This is a genomic window from Caulobacter sp. GW456-12-1-14-TSB4 (assembly GCF_059424195.1).
This window is the reverse complement of record NZ_JBWKZF010000007.1, coordinates 45,009-63,555: the sequence shown is the minus strand read 5'-3', so window position 1 is coordinate 63,555 and position 18,547 is coordinate 45,009. Positions and strand designations below refer to the sequence as shown.

Sequence of the window (18,547 nt, the reverse complement as noted above, 5' to 3'; positions counted from 1 at the left end):
GAGCCCTCGCCTAGAGGTCAAATGTGACACCTGGACCTCAGCGCGCGGAAAGGTTGTCCGAGAGCTTTCGCAACTCCTCGGCGGTGACGGGGACGAAGGGCTTGGCGGGCTCGCCGGTCCAGCGATTGAGGGTCAGGTCGGCGGTCTGGCCGTCCGGGGTCTTGGCGTTGACCGCCAAGTAGAACAGCCCCTGCCCCACCGGCTGGAGGCCCACGTCGGCCTTTTGGCTCCAGCCGCGCACGCCAGTGGCCGGGTCCTTCAGGCCGTCCTCGGCCAGCGGGATCAGGCTGCCCTGCTCGCCCACGCCGATCAGCTCACCGGTCTTCGGCTTTGCGGCGGCGTCGAACGCGTAGAGGCCGTAGTTCGGCCAGTTGGGCTTTTGACCTAGATACACGCCCATGAACCAGCGCTTGGACGCATCGTCATAGGCCAGGTTCTGCACGCCGTAGCGGGTGTTGCCGGTGCGGACGAAGACCTTGGCGTCCACGGTCGCCGGCCCGTTGTGGTGCGGCGCGGCCTCGGTCAGCGGGCTGGCGTAGCGGCCCCAGTCGGCGATGTCGTATTGCAGCAGCACCTGCTGGTCGTTGTCGGTCCGCGTGGTGTTGCCATAGATCCCGTAGGCCACGGTCAGATAGCGCTTGCCGTCCGTCTGGCCGAACGCCGGACCGAACGACACCCCATCGATGCCCGAGGCGTCGTAGCGGTGATCGGGCGAGGCCACGACGTCACCCTTGAACTTGCCATCATCGCCCTCGAACACCCCGTCGCCGTTCAGGTCGGCGCTGTAGTCCTTGACCACTTCGGGCAGATAGACGGTGCGGAAGAGTTCGCTCTTGGAGGCCTCGATCCCGACCCGGTCCAGCCGGGCGACGTCGATCACGGCGATGTAGAAGGCCTTGTCGTCCTTGTACTCCAGCGAGCCATAGACCTTGCCGTCGGCGGCGTTGAAGTCGAGGTCGCCCAGGTGTCCGGTCCACCCCACCAGCGTGCCGATCAGCTTGCCGCTGAAGTCGTACTTCGCCAGCAGCGTCGTGAACGAGTAGTAGATGAACCCGCCCTTCACATCGACGGCGACGCCCTGCACGTGGCCGGCCTTCCAGGTCCCGCCATTCTGGGTCAGCGGCAGCTTGGCTAGGCCGCCTTCCGCCAGCGCGGGACCCGCGAAGCCGAGCGCCAGGATCGAAGCGGCCAGGGCCAGATGACGACGAACGGACATGCGACGACCCCGACCTTGCGTTGGCGGGCGGAGCTAGGGCGTCTTGGCGACAGCTTGATGACAGTCAGGCGACTTCGCGGATCGAGAAGCTCTGCTCGACCAGGGTCGCCCGACCAAAGATGGTCATGAAGGCGATGTCGGCCGCGTCCCGGCCCGTGGCCACCCGCACCAGGCCGTCGATCGGCGCACGCCCCGTGGCGTCGACCAAGCGCCAACGGCCGCCCAGATAGACCTCGGCGATGGCGTGCAGGTCCGGCGGCTCCAGCTTCCAGGCATAGGCGCTGACCGCCCGCGCCGGGATATCGGCGGCGCGGCACAGGCCGATGATCAGGTGGGTGAAGTCGCGGCAGACGCCGGCCCGGTCGACCAGGGTGTCGATCGCCGTCGTGCCCGAATGACTGACCCCGGCGACGTAGTCGATGTGCTCGGCGATCCAGTCCAGCATCGCCTGGACCTTGACCCCGCCCTTCAGCTCGCCGAACTCTCGGTCGACGAAGCTCTCCAGCCGGTCGGACGGGCTGTAGCGGCTGGCGCGCAGGAACGGCAGCACCTCGCTGGGCAGGTCGCGGATGGCCATGGCGGGCGCATCGATCAGGTCGTGGTCGCGATGCATGATCTCGACCTGGGCGCGGTAGAGGGCGTTGACCGTTCCCGAGGCTGTGAACACCGTCCGCCGCTCGAAGGTCACCGGATCATCGACCCGCACCGCATCGACATTGGGCCAGAAGGTCAGGGCCTCCAGCCCGACCACCTGGTCCGGGCCATGGGCGGCCTCGACCAGTAGCAGCACCTCGCACGGGGTCGCGAAGTCGTAGGTCAGCGAGGCTTCGACATCGAGACGCATGGAAATCCTGAGGATGGCGCGAGGGTCGCGCCGCCTAACAATCCGCCAGGATGGCTTCGGTTCAGAACCTCTATCGCGCGAACGGAAAAGGCGACAGCGACTTGCTCGTTTCCTCGACCAGCAGGGTGCGATTGATCGGCGCCGCGGCCCGCTGCGGACAGGCCGGCCGCTCGCAGATCCGGCACGAAGGCCCGATCTCGGTGGTGATCGGCGCGGCCATGTCCAGGCCCCGCGCGTGGACCAGCTTGGAGGCGTATTTCAGCTCGCAGCCCAGGCCGACGACCAGCTCGTCCTCCAGCCCGGCCTGCAAGCCGGACGTCCGGCGCACCGTCCGCGACAGGGTGAAATAGCGCTCGCTGTCCGGCGTCTCGATCACCTGGGTGACGATGCGACCCGGAGTCTTGAAGCTGTCGTGGACGTTCCAGCGCGGACAGGCGCCGCCGAAGCGCGAGAAAGGGAAAGGCCCGGCCGCGAAGCGCTTGGAGATGTTCCCCGCCGCGTCCAGCCGCATCATGAAGAACGGCACGCCGCGCGAGCCCTGGCGACCCAGGGTGGTCAGCCGCTGGGCCGCCTGCTCGTAGCTGATGCCGAAGCGCGGCCGCACCCGCTCGATGTCGTAGCCGCTGGCCTCCATGGCCGCCAGGAACGGCTCGTAGGGCATCATGATCGCGGCGGCCAGATAGCTGTCGAGGAACACCTTCAGCAGCTGGCGCGTGGCGCGATCGGGGGCCTTGAAGCGGTCGGTCAGGTCCGACAGCACCTCGCCGCCCTCCATCAGCCCCAGCTGGTAGCACATGCCGAAGGTGCGACTGGCGTGGGCCAGGGTCTCAGACAGCATCAGGCGCTTGCGGTGATGGTCGTAGCGGCGCAGCGAGCCGGTCATCACCTCGACCGGCATGATCCGGGTCTGGATGCCGAACTTGCTCTGCAGACGCTCGCGGACGGCCGGGGCCAGGTCCTGCGGATCGGCCTTCAGCTGGACGACGATCTTCTCGGCCAGGGTCTCCAGCTCGGCGAAGTGGTTGCGCTGGGCGCCGACCAGGTCGCGGACCCAGTCGGTGGGCGAGGACTGGTCCGACGCCGGCCCCGTCCCGTCCGGCCGCTCGAAGGCCCCCAGGTCGATCATCCGGCCGCGATCCAGATAGGCGCGATAGAGCCGCGCCATGGCCTCGGCCAGCCCCGGCGACAGCTCGGCGACCTCGGCCGCCTCGTGGCGCGAGACGCCCAGGTCGGCGAACATCTTGTCGGCCAGCACCTCTTCCAGCCCCGCCCCGCCGCCCGGGTCGTCGGCCGACAGGCTGCGCAGATCGAGATCGTAGGCGTCGGCCAGCCGCAGCAGGATCTGCGCCGTCACCGGCCGCTGGTTGCGCTCGAGCAGGTTCAGGTAGCTGGCCGAAACGCCCAGCTCCTCGGCCATCCGCGCCTGGGTCACGCCCAGATCGCGCCGCAACCGCTTGAGCCGCCCGCCCAGGAACAGCTTCTTGTCATTTTGCTTTTGTGCGAGCGTCGCCATTCGGTCAACTTGTCACGACTTTACAGAAATTACAAAGTCGATCTTTGACAAATTTCCTTCAATAGGTTCGACCGCCACCGCAGTGCAGCGCTAGCTCTCCCTCACGAGTTTTCCTTGGCCCGCAAGGCTCTCAGCCACGGCCACCGTAGTGGGATCGAACGACCATGACGCAGCGCAAGACCTATGCCGACCACCGCGACGCCCTGCTGGCGCGCTATCCCCAGGGCGTGACGCCGGGCGGCGTCGACATCGACGACATCATCCAGCTGAAGCTGCAGAACACCTTCAACACCCACCTGGACATCGCCCGCGCGATGGCTCCGGTCATGCGCGCCGACATGGCCGCCTACGACGCCGACAGTTCCAAGTTCACCCAGTCGCTGGGCTGCTGGTCGGGCTTCCACGCCCAGCAGATGATCAAGTCGGTCAAGCGCCTGCGCGGCACGACCAAGGGCGCCTATGTCTACCTGTCGGGCTGGATGGTCGCGGGCCTGCGCAACCGCTTTGGCCACCTGCCCGACCAGTCGATGCACGAGAAGACCTCGGTCGTCGATCTGATCCAGGAGATCTATGTCTCGCTGCGCCAGGCCGATGAAGTCGGCATCAATGACCTCTTCAAGGCCCTCAGCGCCGCCCGCAAGGCCGGTGACCAGGTCGCCGAGCAGGCCGCGATCAAGGCGATCGACAACTTCGAGACCCACGTCGTTCCGATCATCGCCGACATCGACGCCGGCTTTGGCAACGAGCACGCGACCTACCTGCTGGCCAAGGAGATGATCAAGGCCGGCGCCTGCTGCCTGCAGATCGAGAACCAGGTTTCGGACGCCAAGCAGTGTGGCCACCAGGACGGCAAGGTCACCGTGCCGCGCGAGGACTTCATCGAGAAGCTGCGCGCCTGCCGTCTGGCCTTCGAGGAGCTGGGCGTCGACGAAGGCGTCATCGTCGCCCGCACCGACAGCCTGGGCGCGGGCCTGACCCAGAAGATCCCGGTCAGCACGGGCGAAGGCGACCTGGCCGCCGACTACATCAAGTGGCTGAAGACCGAGGCCATCACGCCGGAAAACCCGCTGAAGGACGGCGAGCTGGCGATCATGAAGGACGGCGCCTTCCACAAGCCCGTGCGCATGCCCAACGGCCTGTTCGCCTTCCAGGACGGCACCGGCCGCCAGCGCGTCATCGAGGACTGCATCGCCAACCTGACGCAAGGCGGCGCCGACCTCCTCTGGATCGAGACCGACACCCCCAACGTCGACGAGATCGCCGCGATGGTGGCCGAGGTCCGCAAGGTCGTGCCGAACGCCAAGCTGACCTACAACAACTCGCCGTCGTTCAACTGGACGCTCAATCTGCGCAAGCAGGTCCGCGACCAGTGGATCGCCGAGGGCAAGATCCACAAGGACAGCTATCCGGACGGCAACGTCCTGATGTCGGCCGAGTACGACAACAGCGACCTGGGCCGTGAGGCCGACGAGCGCCTGGCCCGCTTCCAGGTCGACATCGCCGCCCGCGCCGGGGTGTTCCACAACCTGATCACCCTGCCGACCTTCCACCTCACCGCCAAGAGCGTCGACGAACTGTCGCGCGGCTACTTCGGCGACGAGCGGATGCAGGCCTATGTCAACACGGTGCAGCGCGAGGAGATCCGCCGCGGCGTCTCGGCCGTGAAGCACCAGCACGAGGTCGGCTCGGACCTGGGCGACACCTTCAAGGAGATGGTCGCCGGCGAGCGCGCCCTGAAGGCCGGCGGTCACGCCAACACCATGAACCAATTCGCGGCCGAATAGAGGAGAGCCTAGTCATGAATGCCTTCGCCCCCGCCAACATGCCTGACACCAACGCCGAGCAACGCGCCATCGATCGCGTCGCCGAGGCCTCCCACCGGCTGAACGAAGCCGTGCGCCGCGCCATCGAGGCCGGCTACTCGGTGGAACTGGTGCGCGCCTCGCGTCACCACGACGGAACGGGTAACTGGGGCGATCAGATCGTCCCCACCGTCCGTCCCAACGGCGCCGAAAAGAGCGCTTAGAACCGAGAGAGTCCGACGCCTCGCGTGGTCCTCGTCCTTCGACAAGCTCAGGATGAGGACCATTGCAGGCGCCCCAACTTCGTTGCTTGCAGTCAGAATTCCCAGCAGAAACGCTTCAGTAGAAACCTCACCCTGAGCCTGTCGAAGGGCGAGGTTTCGGACCCACGGAAAGCTTCCCATGCCGCTCGACATCGCCGCCAACATCCAGGTCACCGGTCCGGTCGAAGGCCGCGCGGCTGAAGTACTCACCCCGGAAGCCCTCGACTTCGTCGCCGACCTGCACCGTCGCTTCGACGCGCGCCGTCGCGCGCTGCTGGCCGCCCGCGACGCGCGGCAGGCCAGGTTCAACGCCGGCGAGCTGCCGGACTTCCTAGCCGAAACCGCCCACGTCCGCGCCGCCGACTGGAGCGTCGCCCCCGTCCCCGCCGACCTGCTGGACCGCCGCGTCGAGATCACCGGCCCGGTCGACCGCAAGATGATCATCAACGCCCTGAACTGCGGGGCCAAGGTGTTCATGGCCGACTTCGAGGACGCCACCGCCCCGACCTGGGCCAATGTCGTCGAGGGCCAGGTCAATCTGAAGGACCGCTGGTCCGGCGATCTCACCCACGTCGACGCCAAATCCGGCAAGGCCTACGCCATGGGCCCGACCCCGGCGGTGCTGAAGATCCGCCCGCGCGGCTGGCACCTGATGGAGCGCCACCTGGAGGTCGACGGCCAGGCCGTGGCCGGGGCGCTGTTCGACTTCGGCCTCTACGCCTTCCACAACGCCAAGGCCGCCATCGCCGCCGGCTCGGGGCCCTACTTCTACCTGCCCAAGCTGGAGAGCCATCTGGAGGCCCGCCTCTGGAACGACGTCTTCGTCCGCGCCCAGGAAGCGCTCGGCCTGCCGGTCGGCACGATCAAGGCCACGGTGCTGATCGAGACGATCCCCGCCGCCTTCGAGATGGACGAGATCCTGTTCGAGCTGAAGGACCACATCGTCGGCCTCAACTGCGGCCGCTGGGACTACATCTTCTCGTTCATCAAGCGCCTGGGCCGCACGCCCGCCTTCCTGACCCCGGACCGCTCGGCCATGGTCATGGGCAAGGCGTTCCTGGGCGCCTATTCGCTGAAGCTGATCCAGACCTGCCACCGCCGGGGCGCCTTCGCCATGGGCGGCATGGCGGCCCAGATCCCGGTCAAGGGCGACGACGCCGCCAACCAGGCCGCCTTCGCCAAGGTCAAGGCCGACAAGGAGCGCGAGGCCGGAGCCGGCCACGATGGCACCTGGGTCGCCCACCCCGACCTCGTCCCGGTGGCCATGGAGGTCTTCGACCGCCTGATGCCGGCCGCCAACCAGCGCGACAAAACGCTGGCGGACGTCGCCATCACCGCCGCCCAGATGCTGGAGCTGCACGAGGGTGTCCGCACCGAGGCCGGGGTTCGCGAGAACATCCGCGTCGGCGTGCGCTACACCCAGGCCTGGCTGGAAGGCCGGGGCGCCGTGCCGCTCTACAATCTGATGGAGGACGCGGCGACGGCCGAGATCTGCCGCACCCAGCTGTGGCAGTGGATCCGTCTCGGCGCCGCGCTGGACGACGGCCGCGAGCTGACCTCGGAGCTGTTTGTCAGCCTGTTCACCCAGGAGATGGCCGACCTGCGCCGCGACTTCGGCTCGCCGCGCCTGGAAGCGGCGGCCGAACTCTTCACCCGCATGGTGCTGTCCGACAGCCTGGAAGAGTTCCTGACCCTGCCGGCCTACGAACTGATCTAGTTCGGCGCCGGCTTGGCCAACTTGCCGCTGACGATCTTCTGGAAGGTCGTCAGCGGGCACAGGCTCGCACAGCCCGGGATCTGGAAGTACGAATAGGCTGGCGGATTGGCGGCCGTCAGCGGCTGCAGCTCGCGCAGCTGGTCCATGGTCTGGGCCGTGTAGAAGGCGCGCACGAAGGCCTCGCCCTTGGCGTTGCGCAGCAGCTCGAAACCCATGGCCCCGCCGGGCGGCGGATCGTCCTGCGGATAGTCGGCAGCGGTGAAGTGGACGTCCAGCATACCGCGCAGGGCGGCGATGTTGGTGTCGTGGCCGACCAGCAGGGTCAGCTTGCCCGTCCCGGCCTCGCCGCCCAGGGCCTTGAGGATCTCGGCGGCGACCGGCGCGGCATAGCGCTGGGCGACGTAGGGGTTGCCGACCTCGTAGCGGAACTTGACGGTGTGGAAGCGCAACAGCGCCTGGATGTCGGCCTTGGAGGCACGGCCCCAGCCGACCTGGTCCATCGGCTTGCCTTCGACATATTCCAGCAGGACCGTCTGCCCCGCCGTCGAGGCCACGCCCAGAGCGCCTTCCAGGGAGGCGTTGTCATCCTTGGCGGCCTCCAGGTGCGACGCGCGGTCCAGGCGACGGCCCAGCACGCGGTCCAGGATGGCGAACTCCTTGGCCATCGCCTTGGTCTCGGCGGCGATGCCCGGCTTCTGGCGCTGCGAGGCCTTCAGGGCGATGTCGCCGTCGATGATCGAGGCCGGGTGGAAGATCACGTCGGTCTCTTCGCTGTCCGGACGGGCGACCTTCAAGTCGCAGCCGGGCTGCAGGCCTTCGACGAAGGCCTCGGCGGTCTTGATGGCGCGCGGCTTGCTGCTGGCCCAGGCGACGATGTCGCCGCTCGGCGCGCAACCCTCGCGCGGCAGGATCCCGCGCGCGCCCAGGAAGGTGCGGTAGTACGCGCCCATCAGCCGCGCGCCGTCGGCGCCGTGCGGGGTCAGGTCGCCGTAGGGGGTGGTCCAGCTGAACCACGGCTGGGCGGTCGTGCCGGCCGGCGTGGCCTGGGCCTTGGTCGGCGGACGGACGCTGTGGCGCATGACCATGACCACGCGTTCCAGCTTCAGGCTATCGGTGGGATCGGCGGCGTGCGCCGCGATGGGGAAAAGGGCCGGCGCGGCGATCGCCGCCGCCATCAGCATGTTTCGCATCCCCGCCATCGATCCCTCGCCCCGTGTCGTTTCTGCGACGGGCTCTAGGCTAGATCGGCGACGCAAGCATGACAGCAAAAGAAAAGCCCGGCGAATGGCCGGGCTTGAGAAGTAGGGAGGAAACGCCCCAGGAAGGGCAGAGGCCTCGGGCCTCACGGGTGTTCATCTATGCCCGGAAGAACACCGTTCAAGGGCAGCCTCGAAAAAACTTCGGTTTCAACGCGCTTGGCTTGGCGGGGCCGTGTGGTAAAGCGCCAGTCCATGTCTGATCCGACCGATCCCGCCGACACCCCGCCCGCTCCGAAGCCGCGCAAGCCTCGCAAGCCGCGCGCCCAGGCGGCGATGACCTCGGCGGCCGTCCTGCCCGAGACCCCGGCCGAGCCCGCGCCAGCGCCCAAGCCGCGCCGTCCGCGCAAGCCGCCCGCGCCGACGCCGCCGGTCGAGGCTGTCGTCGAGACGCCGGAAGCGGTCGAAGCGGTCCCGGCGCCTGAACCCGAGGCCCTGCCCGAAGAAGCCCCCGCGCCCGAAGCCGAGGTCGTGTTGCCGGAAGCCGTCGAGGCGATCCCGGAAGCGGCCCTCTCGCCGGCCGAACCCGCCCCGACCAAGAAGCCGCCGATCTGGAAGCGCCCCGCCTGGCTGATCGGCGCGGCCGTCGCCGTCGTGCTGGCCGTCGTGCTCGTCGCCTCGCTGTTCTGGTCGCTGCCGCTGAGCCGCGCCCTGGAGCCGCTGAACAATTCGGCCATCGTGCTGGTCGCCGAAGACGGCTCGCCGATCGCCCGTCGCGGCTCGTACAAGGAAGCCCCGATCGACGTCGCCAAGCTGCCGAAGTACGTGCCGGGCGCCTTCATCGCCATCGAGGACCGCCGCTTCTACAGCCACATGGGCGTGGACCCGAAGGCCATCGCGCGCGCGCTGGGCAAGAACGCCCAGGCCGGCGGCGTGTCGGAAGGCGGCTCGACCATCACCCAGCAGTTGGCCAAGAACGCCTTCCTCAGCAGCGACCGCAACCTGCGTCGCAAGGCGCAAGAAGCGATGATCGCCGTCTATCTGGAAGCCCGTCTCTCCAAGGACGAGATCCTGTCGCGCTATCTATCGTCGGTCTATTTCGGCGACGGGGCCTTTGGCCTGCGCGCCGCGGCCCGGCACTATTTCGGCAAGCAGCCCGAGCAGCTGTCGGTCGGCGAAGCCGCCATGCTGGCAGGCCTCGTGAAAGCCCCTTCCCGCCTGGCGCCGACCAACAATATCGAAGGCGCCCGCGAGCGGATGCGCGTGGTGCTGGGCGCCATGGTCGAGACCAAGACCATCACCCAGGCCCAGGCCGACGCGGTCGGCGAGGTCTCTGCGGTCGAAAATCCGGACAAGCTGCCGACCGGCTCCTACTTCGCCGACTGGGCCTTGCCCCAGGCCCGCGCCTCGATCGGCGCCCGCTATGGCGAGACGGTCGTCCAGACCACCCTGGACCCGGAGCTGCAGGAGAAGGCCGAGCGCATTCTCAACGACTATATCGAGCGTGACGGCAAGGTCCTGAACATCACCCAGGGCGCCCTGGTGGCCATGCGCAAGGACGGCCGCGTCGTCGCCATGGTCGGCGGCCGCGACTACAAGACCAGCCAGTTCAACCGCGCCGACGGCGAACGCCAGCCGGGCTCGTCGTTCAAGCTGTTCGTCTATCTGGCCGCCCTGCAGTCGGGCATGACCACCACCAGCCCGATCCTCGACACTCCGGTGCAGGTCAGCGGCTACACGCCCAAGAACCACGAGGGCAAATACCGCGATCGCGAAATCCCGCTGATCAGCGCCTTCGCCGCCTCGTCGAACGTCGCGGCCGTGCGCCTGGCCCACGACCTGGGTCCGGCCCGGGTGATCAAGGTCGCCCGCCAGCTGGGCGTCACCGAGAAGATTCCCGACGATCTGACCATGGCCCTGGGCACTGGCGGCATGAGCCTGACACACCTGACGGCGGCCTATGCCTCGATCGCGGCCGGCGAATATCCGATCACGCCGCACGCCCTGGACAGCTTCAAGGCCCCCAAGACCACCGCCTATGACCCCAAGGTGCTGACCGGCATGCGCGACCTGCTGCGCTCGGCCACCCATCGCGGCACGGGCCTGGAAGCGGCCATCGACGGCGCGTTCGGCAAGACCGGCACCACCCAGGACTATCACGACGCCCTGTTCGTCGGTTACGTCGACGACCTGGTCGTGGGCGTCTGGGTCGGCAATGACAACAACAGCTCGATGAACGGCGTGGTCGGCGGCGGCGAGCCCGCCAAGATTTGGAAGGCCTTCATGCTGTCGGCCCTGGGCCGCAGCGCCGGGCCGGCGATCATCGAGGACCCGCTGGACGATCTGGGCCTGCCGCTGGAAGGCGAGATCGGCCCGGACGGCCTGCCGCTGGCGCCGCTGACGGTCCCGACCGATCCGGCCCCGCCGGCGCCAGCTGCGCCCGCCGTCCCCGTGGCTCCGCCGCCCGAACCCCGCGCTTAGCAGGAGAGCCGACATGTCCGACGACCGTGAAGACCTGTCGGCTCTCGCAGAGGCCAAGGCCGGCCCCTTCCACGCCCGCGCCGAGGCCCGCGCCACCCGCGAAGGCCTGATCACCTTCGGCGTGGTGATGAGCGGCGTGCTGCTGTCGGCGGCGCTGCTGGTTTGGGCCGTGCGGCGGCCGGTCCGCTAGGACGCCAGATAGGCGCGGCCCAGCCGCACCAGTTCGTCCTCGAACTCGCGGCTTTCCAGGAAGTCGGCGCCCTCCAGCACCGCCGCCCGCATCGCGCCGTGGATGGCGCGCGACAGCACGAAGGCCTGCACGCGGGTCAGAGGCCGGCCTTGGGCGTCGGTCAGGCCTTCCTCGGCCGCCGAGAACTTCGCGGCCAGTTCCGCGTGGTCGGCCTGGGCCAACAGCGCCGAGGCCGCGATCCGCCGCGCCTGGGTTCGTCCGGCGAAGGCCTGGACGAAGGCGCGGATCATCGCCCGGTCGCGCGCCACGCCCTGGCCGCCCTCCAGCGCCGCCGTCATCCGGTCGCGATAAGCCTCGGTCTCACGCAGCGCCAACGCCCGCAGGATCGCCTGCTTGTCGGGGAAGTAGCGGTAGAGCGTGCCGATGCTGACCCCTGCCCGCTCGGCGACGGCATTGGTGTTGAAACCGGCTTCGCCGGTCGCCTCCAGAACCTGAGCCGCCGCTTCCAATACGACATCGACCGACGCCTGCGCGCGGCCCTGACGTGGGATTTCCCGCATGTTTTCAATGAGGCTCATCGCGGCCCTCCGTCCCTTGGAAAGTCGAGTAACAGAGGCCGCGCCGCTCCCCTAGCCTTCCGTGGGATCACATGGAGGGACGGACATGACCTGGGCGACCGAACGCCTCGACGCGCTGAAGGCCGGGACCGCGACCCCACCGCCGATCGTCGAGACCTTGAAGCTGGGCCTCATCGACGACTGGGGCGAAGGCTGGGTGCGGAAGTCCTGGCGCCCGGCGCCGGAACTCGCCACGGCCGACGGCTCGCTGTTCGGCGGCTATCTGGCGGCGCTGGCCGACCAGGTGCTGGCGTTTGCGGCGATGACGGTCGTACCGGGGGATCGGCTCTATCGGACGGTGAACCTGCAGGTGAACTTCCTGAAGGTCGGCCGCGACGGGCCGTTGGCGATCGAGGCGAAGGTCGTGGCCAAAACCCGCCAGCTGATCACCGTCCGCGCCGAGTTTCGCCGCGAGGACGGCGCGCTGATCGCCGACGCCACCGCCCAGCAGATCGTGCTGGCGTTCGAGCATTGGCCGGCGGAACGCGAGGCGGTGGAAGAGCTGGGTTAGGCGGGCCCGAAACCTCGTCCTTCGACAAGCTCAGGATGAGGTTTCTAGTGAACCGCCCTATCCATGATCCTCATCCTGAGCCTGTCGAAGGACGAGGATCACGCACTCAATCCCCCACCAGTTTCCCCGCCGGCGGCACCCGTACGATGAAGTGGCCCTTCACGCCCTCGGGCCACTGGCGATACGGCACCACGCCCTCTTCGCTGGCCGCATAGGCCACGGCGTAGTCGATGATCGCCTGCGCCGCCTCGGGCGTCGGTTCGAACCGGCCCAGGACGTAGCCGATCTTGCCCGGCGCGCGCAGGTGGATCGAGCAGTGCTGCGCGCAGTTGAACAGGCAGGGCATCTCCTGGATCGCCACGCCCGAACCGGCCGCCGCCTCGCGCAAAGCCGCCGCCAGCAGGGCGCCGCCGCGTACGCCGTCCGGCGTCTCGCGCTCCTCGGCGGAGAAGCGGCAGGTGTTGCAGACCACGACGGCGGTCCCGTCGTCGGCGTCGCGGAGAATAGCCATGCCTCGCCCTAGAGGCTGAAGCTCATTTCGGCAAGGACAGCCGGTAGACCAGCACCAGGTTGTCGTTGTCGCCGGTCCCGGTGTCGCCGTGCAGCGAGGCGTCGAAGTCCTGGCCGTTCACATGACCTTTGGCCGTGGCGAAGTCGTTGTCCGAGCCGACCAGCAGGAAGACGTCGCCGGTCTTGTCGAACGCCGAGCCGATGGCCATGGCCTCGATCTTCTCGGGCAGGCTGGTCTGGGTCGAGGGCGAGACCGACAGGTCGATCCCGAACTTGGCGAGCTGGACCGGGTTCAGGATGTTGACCAGCTCGGCCTGGGCGGCCGGCTTGATGTCGGGGTTCAGCACGCCGTCCTTGGCGAGCGGCTTGGCTTCAAGCTCGTATGGCGTGCCGGCCAGATTGGTGGCGCCGGCCAGGTCGACCAGCAGGATGCTCTTGTAGACCGGGGCGTTGGCCGTGCCCTTGCCGCGACCATTGCCGTCGCGGGCCAGGACCAGGATGCGGTCCTCGCTGAGCGCCACGGCCTCGGACTGGGCGGCGGTGACGTCGGCGGCCTGGCCGTCGCCGTTCTCGCGCACGGTCGGCAGTTGCAGCACGTAGTGACCGATCGGGGCCTTGGGCAGCTTGCTCTTGCTGATGTCGTAGACCAGCACGCGGGTATTGTTGCGGGTGGCGTTGTTCGACGAGGAGTCCTGCATCGTCGCGCTTTGCAGCACGGCGATAAGGCGCTTGCCGTCGGGGCTGATGCTCAGCGCCTCCAGGCCCTGGTTGTTGCGGCGGCCGGTGGTCGGCGCCTTCTCTGCCCCGAAGTCCAGCTTGCCGGCTTTCATCGGCAGCAGCGCCGGCACGGTCTGGATGGCGCCGACCAGCTTGGCGGACTTGTCGAACAGATAAATCCCTGCCGCATATTCGTCCGAGACGTAGAAGCTCCCGTCCGGCAGATAGGCGATCGCCTCGCTGTCCAGGCTGAGCTTGCCCGCGCCCTCCCCGCTGGCTGGCGACGGATAGCGGACACCGCCGCGCTCGACGACGTTCGACCCCGGATCCATGCCGGTGAACGGCTTGCCCGTCTGGTCCTTCAGCAGGAAGCCGCCGGTCGGGGTCAGCGTCAGGCCCTTCCCCGGAACGAGTTTGATCGCGTGCGTGTGGACGCGGTTAGCGTAGTCGGTCGTGCTTTTGAACGGACCGACATTGTTGGGACCGCGATCCGGCAGGGTGCGCAGCGTGCCCGTGTACGACCCGTCGGCGGCCTTCTTCCAGTTCGACAGCGCCATGCTGGAGAACGAGCCCAGGGTCTCGCCGTTGAAGTCGCGGGTCGCCGCCGGCAGCCAGCCCACCGCCACCAGGCCATGATTGACATAGGTCTTGCCGCCGAACTGGACCGTGACATCGCCGGGCGTCTTGTCCCAGTGCGAGGTGGTGTAGGTCGCGCTCTGGGCGGCGGCCGCGCCCGCCAGGGCCAGGGCCGCCATTCCCGCGACGGTTCCGATCAGACGAGCGCGCGACATGGAGGTCTCCTTGAGCTTTGCCGGCTCTTAGGGGGCGACTGCATAGGTTTTGTGACAATCAGTGTCATGCGGACGCAGCAAAAACGTCATGCACGTATGGAATAGACGCGGCGCTCAACAACAATCGGCGCCGTAGACGGGAATCCGCGTGGCGCTCGATATCCAGGGGGATATCCACAAATGCTGCTTCGCTCCGCCAGTCTGGTGGCCATCGCCGCCTGCCTCATGCTCTCCGGCCAGGCCTACGCCGCCGATGAGGCGCCCATCGCGACCGCTGCCGACAACACCGAACTGGACGCCGTCGTCATCGTCGGCAGCGGGCAGACCCGCTCGGTCTCGACCCTGACCCCGGCCAGCCTGGAAGTCCTGCCGCCAGGGACCAGCGTCCAGAAGGCGCTGAACTTCCTGCCCGGCGTCAACGCCCAGTCGATCGACGCCCTGGGCGTCAACGAGCAGTCGCTGTCGCTGCAGGTGCGCGGCTTCAACACCACCCACCTGGGCTATTCGCTGGACGGCATGCCGCTGGGCGACGGCGCCTACAACAACTACAACGGCCTGACCATCAGCCGCGCCCTGATCTCGGAGAACCTGGGCCGCGCGGACCTGGCCACCGGCATCGCCGGCCTGTCGATCCCGTCGACCAGCAACCTGGGCGGCGCGCTGATCTACACCTCCGCCGAGCCGAAGAAGGAGCTGGGCTTCTCGATCAACGGCACCGTCGGCAGCGAGGACACCGCCCGCACCTTCATGCGCTTCGACACCGGCGAGCATGACGGCTTCTCGGCCTACATCTCGGGCCAGTACAGCCAGCAAGACCTGTTCGTGAACCAGCCGGCCTACAACAAGTCGACCGGCAAGCAGCTCAACGGCAAGGCGCAGTATAAGTTCGACCGCGGCGTCCTGACCGCCTTCGTCGACTTCTCGCGCACCAACCAGGCCGACGACACCTACCTGTCCAAGGACATGGTCACGCGCCTGGGCTGGGACTGGGCCGGCTATGCGCCGAACTGGGCCGACTATGTCAGCCGCGCCTACTGCTCGGTGACCGCCCCGACCGCCCCGACCAAGTGCGTCACCGCGCCGTCGCCGCAGAAGAACGCCGACGTGACCTTCACGAACGGCCAGATCCTGCGCAACGATAACCTGTGGTACGTGTCGGGCGACTACAACATCACCTCGGCGATCACCGCCCACGCCCAGATCTACCAGCACACCGACAAGGGCGCGGGCAACAACTTCATCACCGGCTGGTCGACCCAAGGCACGACGGACACCTCCGACGACGTGCCCGTCCAGATCCGCGACACCCGCTACACCATCGACCGCAAGGGCGTGGTCGCCAGCCTGGCCTGGCAGCTGGGCTTCAACCACCTGCAGGCCGGTCTCTGGCTGGAAGACAACACCAGCAGCGCCGCGCGCTACATCTGGACCAATGTCACCGGCCCGTTCAGCCTGGCCCAGTATCTGCAAGGCACGCCGGACACCGCCCAGTGGGTGCAGCAGACCGACTGGACCACCCGTCAGTTCTACGTCCAGGACACGGTCACCCTGCTGAACGACGCCCTGAGCATCGATTTCGGCTTCAAGAGCACCTACTCCAAGTCGGCCGCCCAGGCCCTGCGCGGCATCGCCAAGGCTCCGGTGACGGCGTCCAGCCAGTTCGCCAGCGGCACGCTGTACGCCAAGGACAACTTCCTGCCGGAAGCCGGCGTGCGCTGGCGCATCGCCGAAGGCCATGAGGTCTTCGCCAGCTACGCCGAGAACATGGCCATGTTCCAGGGCGGCTTCAAACTGGGTCCGCAGTCGGTCTCGCAGGCCGTCTGGGACGCCCAGGGCAAGTACCTGGAGCCGGAAACCTCCAAGAGCTTCGACGCCGGCTATCGCTACATCAGCGGCCCGCTGCAAGTCTCGCTCGCGGCCTATGACGTGAAGTTCCAGAACCGCCTGCTGCAGTACAACCCCTGCCCGACCAACCAGCAGCAGAACCCCGGCTGCGGCAACTCCTTCCACAACGCCGGCGGCGTCACCAGCAAGGGCGCCGAGATCGGCGTGCTGTGGAAGGCCACGTCGTTCCTGAGCTGGTACAACTCGGCCTCGTACAGCAAGTCGACCTACGACGAAGACCTGAACTGGTGCACGACCACCTGCGTGATCAAGCAGACCAAGGGCAAGCAGCAGGTCGATACGCCCAAGACCATGCTGGCCAGCGTGCTGACCTTGAAGCAAGGCGGCTTCTCGGCCTCGCTGCAAGGCAAGTACACCGGCCGCCGCTACTACACCTACACCAACGACCAGGGCTTCGGCGGCTACACCACCTTCGACCTGGGCCTCAGCTACAAGTTCGCGCCGACCAGCTTCATGAAGGGCGCCAAGGCCTCGCTGAACGTCACCAACCTGACCAACGAGCGCCACGCGGCCAACTTCGACAACAGCGTGTTCGCCCCGGATGACGCCGCCGGCAGCATCCTGGTGTTCCACTCGTCGGCCCCGCGCCAGGTGTTCGGCACGATCGGCTTCGAGTTCTAAGCGCCCTTACAGCGTTGACCTGAAAGAGGCTCTTCCCCGGCGACGGGGGAGAGCCTTTTACTTTGCGGCAGGCTCCATCAGCGCGCGGGCCACGCCGTTGGTCCAGCCGAAGCCGTCCTGGGTGGGATACTCCCCGCCCCCGCCGGCCTTGGCTTCCTCGACGTCGTACTTCTCCAGCATCTTGCCGCTGGCCTTGTATTCGCGCTCGACCGTGGCCAGCCAGCGCTTGGAGATCTCGCCGGCCAGGGCGTCCTCGCCATAGCGGCGCAGGCCCGAGACGGCGACCCACTGCAGCGGCGCCCAGCCGTTGGGGGTGTCCCACTGCTGACCGGTGCGGATGGTCGTGGTGCGTAGGCCGCCGGGGGCCAGCAACTCGTCCCAGGCCTTCTGAGCGACGATGTGGGCGCGCGCCTCCTCGGCCGCGCCGACGAACAGCGGATAGAAGGTCGCCGCGCTCAGCCGATCCAGGCGCTGGCCGGTCTTCCACTGGTAGTCGAGATAGGCGCCCTTGGCCGAATCCCAGAGGTAGAAGTCGATCGCCTGGGCCCGCGCCTGGGCGCGGCGGTCGAACTCGGTCACGCAGTCGGCATCGGCGATCTTGGCGCAGCCCGCCCCGATCGCCTTCTCCAGGCCGTACATCAGGCTGTTGAGGTCGACGGGGGCGATGGCGGTCGTCTGGATCGTCGCCAGGGTCTTGCCGTCGGCCATCCAACGCGAGGAATAGTCCCAGCCGCTCTCGGCGCCCGCCCGCAGATCGCGGAACACCTCGGCCGGCGGTCGGCCGCTCTTGGCGGCGGTCTCCAGGTCCTCGCGATAGGACTCGTCGCGCGGCGTCTCGCGGTCGTCCCAGTAGCGATTCAGCACCCCGCCGTCGGCCATGGCCACCACGCGGCGGTGGGCCTCGCCCGGCTTCAGGTCGGCCTCGCCCTCCATCCAGAAGGCGTGCTCGCGGCGCATCAGATCGACACGCGCCTTGATGGTCTTGGGATCGGTGGCCGCCGACAGCCCGACCATGGCGAAGAAGAACGGCGGCTGCGAGCGGCTCAGATAGTAGGTCCGCGCGCCGTTGGGGATATGGCCGTAAGCCGTGATCAGGCCGCCGAAATCGTCGATCATATTCTCGACGAGGTCGTCGCGCTTGTCGGCCTTCAGGCCCAGCATCGTGAAGTAGCTGTCCCAGTAGTAGATCTCGCGGAAGCGCCCGCCGGGCACGACGAACGGCTTGTCCATGGCCAGGGCCGAGCCGCCCGCCACGGGCTTGACCAGCGGCCGGGTCAGGTGCGGCCACAGGGCGGCGATGTGGGCCTTGATCGGCGGCCGCGCGGCGCTGGGCTTGGGCGCCTTGCCCGCCTGCGGGACCGTGAAGTTGGCGGCGACGAAGCGCTTGAGCTCGGCGTCGCTGAACCGGGCCCGGGCGCGATAGTCGGCCATGATTTTCGCCGGCGCGCGCTTGGGGACCGCGTCGACGAAGGTCTTGCCGTCCGGGAAGATCCGCCGCGTCTGAACCTGGTGGAACAGCTCCTGGTAAGTGTCCGCCGGCGTTGGGACTTTCGCCGCCTCCTGCGCCTGGACGGCCGTGGACAGGGTGAGCGCGGCAAGCGACGCGGCGAACAGGCGGACCATACGGGGAGCCTCTCGGAACAGAAAAACGCG

At 68.0% G+C, this 18,547-nt stretch carries 15 protein-coding genes; 7 read left to right on the top strand and 8 right to left on the bottom strand.

The genetic code is table 11. The annotated features are described in order from the left end of the window. Positions 1 to 37 precede the first annotated feature (37 nt). The 3 genes from AC07YH_RS08750 to AC07YH_RS08740 form a co-directional block, all read right to left on the bottom strand. Positions 38 to 1,216, bottom strand: coding sequence for a hypothetical protein (locus tag AC07YH_RS08750; RefSeq protein ID WP_494746615.1), 1,179 nt, complete (start codon positions 1,214 to 1,216; stop codon positions 38 to 40). A 64-nt stretch (positions 1,217 to 1,280) separates the two neighbouring features. Continuing rightward, positions 1,281 to 2,060, bottom strand: a complete 780-nt coding sequence (locus AC07YH_RS08745) for a transglutaminase-like domain-containing protein (RefSeq protein WP_494746614.1) — start codon at positions 2,058 to 2,060, stop codon at positions 1,281 to 1,283. Between the two features lie 70 nt (positions 2,061 to 2,130). Next, the gene (locus AC07YH_RS08740) at positions 2,131 to 3,573 is read right to left on the bottom strand and encodes a helix-turn-helix domain-containing protein (RefSeq protein ID WP_494746613.1); all 1,443 of its coding nucleotides are present in this window, start codon (positions 3,571 to 3,573) and stop codon (positions 2,131 to 2,133) included. 164 nt (positions 3,574 to 3,737) lie between these two features. On the opposite strand from AC07YH_RS08740, the gene AC07YH_RS08735 reads away from it, so the two are divergent. From AC07YH_RS08735 to aceB, 3 genes are all read left to right on the top strand, one after another. Continuing rightward, positions 3,738 to 5,357: an isocitrate lyase gene (locus AC07YH_RS08735; protein ID WP_494746612.1), complete on the top strand. Its 1,620-nt coding sequence runs from the start codon at positions 3,738 to 3,740 to the stop codon at positions 5,355 to 5,357. Between the two features lie 14 nt (positions 5,358 to 5,371). Continuing rightward, the gene (locus tag AC07YH_RS08730) at positions 5,372 to 5,599 is read left to right on the top strand and encodes a hypothetical protein (RefSeq protein WP_494746611.1); all 228 of its coding nucleotides are present in this window, start codon (positions 5,372 to 5,374) and stop codon (positions 5,597 to 5,599) included. Positions 5,600 to 5,777: 178 nt separating this feature from the next. Beyond that, positions 5,778 to 7,355 (top strand): malate synthase A, encoded by a 1,578-nt coding sequence (gene aceB, locus AC07YH_RS08725; RefSeq protein ID WP_494746610.1) that lies wholly within the window; start codon positions 5,778 to 5,780, stop codon positions 7,353 to 7,355. Here the strand turns inward: aceB and AC07YH_RS08720 are convergent. Then, entirely contained in the window at positions 7,352 to 8,554 is a 1,203-nt protein-coding gene (locus AC07YH_RS08720; RefSeq protein ID WP_494746609.1) for a histidine-type phosphatase, read from the bottom strand. The two genes, aceB and AC07YH_RS08720, sit on opposite strands and share 4 nt — an antisense overlap. Before the next feature lie 252 nt (positions 8,555 to 8,806). Between AC07YH_RS08720 and AC07YH_RS08715 the strand changes: the two genes are divergently transcribed. Both AC07YH_RS08715 and AC07YH_RS08710 read left to right on the top strand, forming a co-directional pair. Beyond that, the gene (locus AC07YH_RS08715) at positions 8,807 to 11,032 is read left to right on the top strand and encodes a transglycosylase domain-containing protein (RefSeq protein ID WP_494746608.1); all 2,226 of its coding nucleotides are present in this window, start codon (positions 8,807 to 8,809) and stop codon (positions 11,030 to 11,032) included. Positions 11,033 to 11,045: 13 nt separating this feature from the next. Next, positions 11,046 to 11,222, top strand: coding sequence for a hypothetical protein (locus AC07YH_RS08710; protein ID WP_494746607.1), 177 nt, complete (start codon positions 11,046 to 11,048; stop codon positions 11,220 to 11,222). Here AC07YH_RS08710 and AC07YH_RS08705 read toward each other — a convergent pair. Continuing rightward, entirely contained in the window at positions 11,219 to 11,800 is a 582-nt protein-coding gene (locus tag AC07YH_RS08705) for a TetR/AcrR family transcriptional regulator (protein ID WP_494746606.1), read from the bottom strand. The two genes, AC07YH_RS08710 and AC07YH_RS08705, sit on opposite strands and share 4 nt — an antisense overlap. 85 nt (positions 11,801 to 11,885) lie before the next feature. Between AC07YH_RS08705 and AC07YH_RS08700 the strand changes: the two genes are divergently transcribed. Next, complete coding sequence (locus AC07YH_RS08700) at positions 11,886 to 12,350, top strand: PaaI family thioesterase (RefSeq protein ID WP_494746605.1); 465 nt, start codon at positions 11,886 to 11,888, stop codon at positions 12,348 to 12,350. Between the two features lie 106 nt (positions 12,351 to 12,456). Here AC07YH_RS08700 and AC07YH_RS08695 read toward each other — a convergent pair whose 3' ends face one another. Beyond that, on the bottom strand, positions 12,457 to 12,861 hold the full coding sequence (locus tag AC07YH_RS08695) for a DUF1636 domain-containing protein (protein ID WP_494746604.1): 405 nt from the start codon (positions 12,859 to 12,861) through the stop codon (positions 12,457 to 12,459). A 22-nt stretch (positions 12,862 to 12,883) separates the two neighbouring features. Then, positions 12,884 to 14,368 carry an esterase-like activity of phytase family protein gene (locus tag AC07YH_RS08690; protein WP_494746603.1) on the bottom strand — a complete coding sequence of 495 codons (1,485 nt, stop codon included), beginning with the start codon at positions 14,366 to 14,368 and terminating at the stop codon, positions 12,884 to 12,886. Between the two features lie 180 nt (positions 14,369 to 14,548). Here AC07YH_RS08690 and AC07YH_RS08685 point away from each other — a divergent pair, with 180 nt between their 5' ends. Further along, positions 14,549 to 16,894: a TonB-dependent receptor gene (locus AC07YH_RS08685; protein ID WP_494746602.1), complete on the top strand. Its 2,346-nt coding sequence runs from the start codon at positions 14,549 to 14,551 to the stop codon at positions 16,892 to 16,894. Between the two features lie 57 nt (positions 16,895 to 16,951). Here AC07YH_RS08685 and treF read toward each other — a convergent pair whose 3' ends face one another. Beyond that, positions 16,952 to 18,517: an alpha,alpha-trehalase TreF gene (gene treF / locus AC07YH_RS08680; RefSeq protein ID WP_494746601.1), complete on the bottom strand. Its 1,566-nt coding sequence runs from the start codon at positions 18,515 to 18,517 to the stop codon at positions 16,952 to 16,954. Between the last annotated feature and the right edge of the window lie 30 nt (positions 18,518 to 18,547).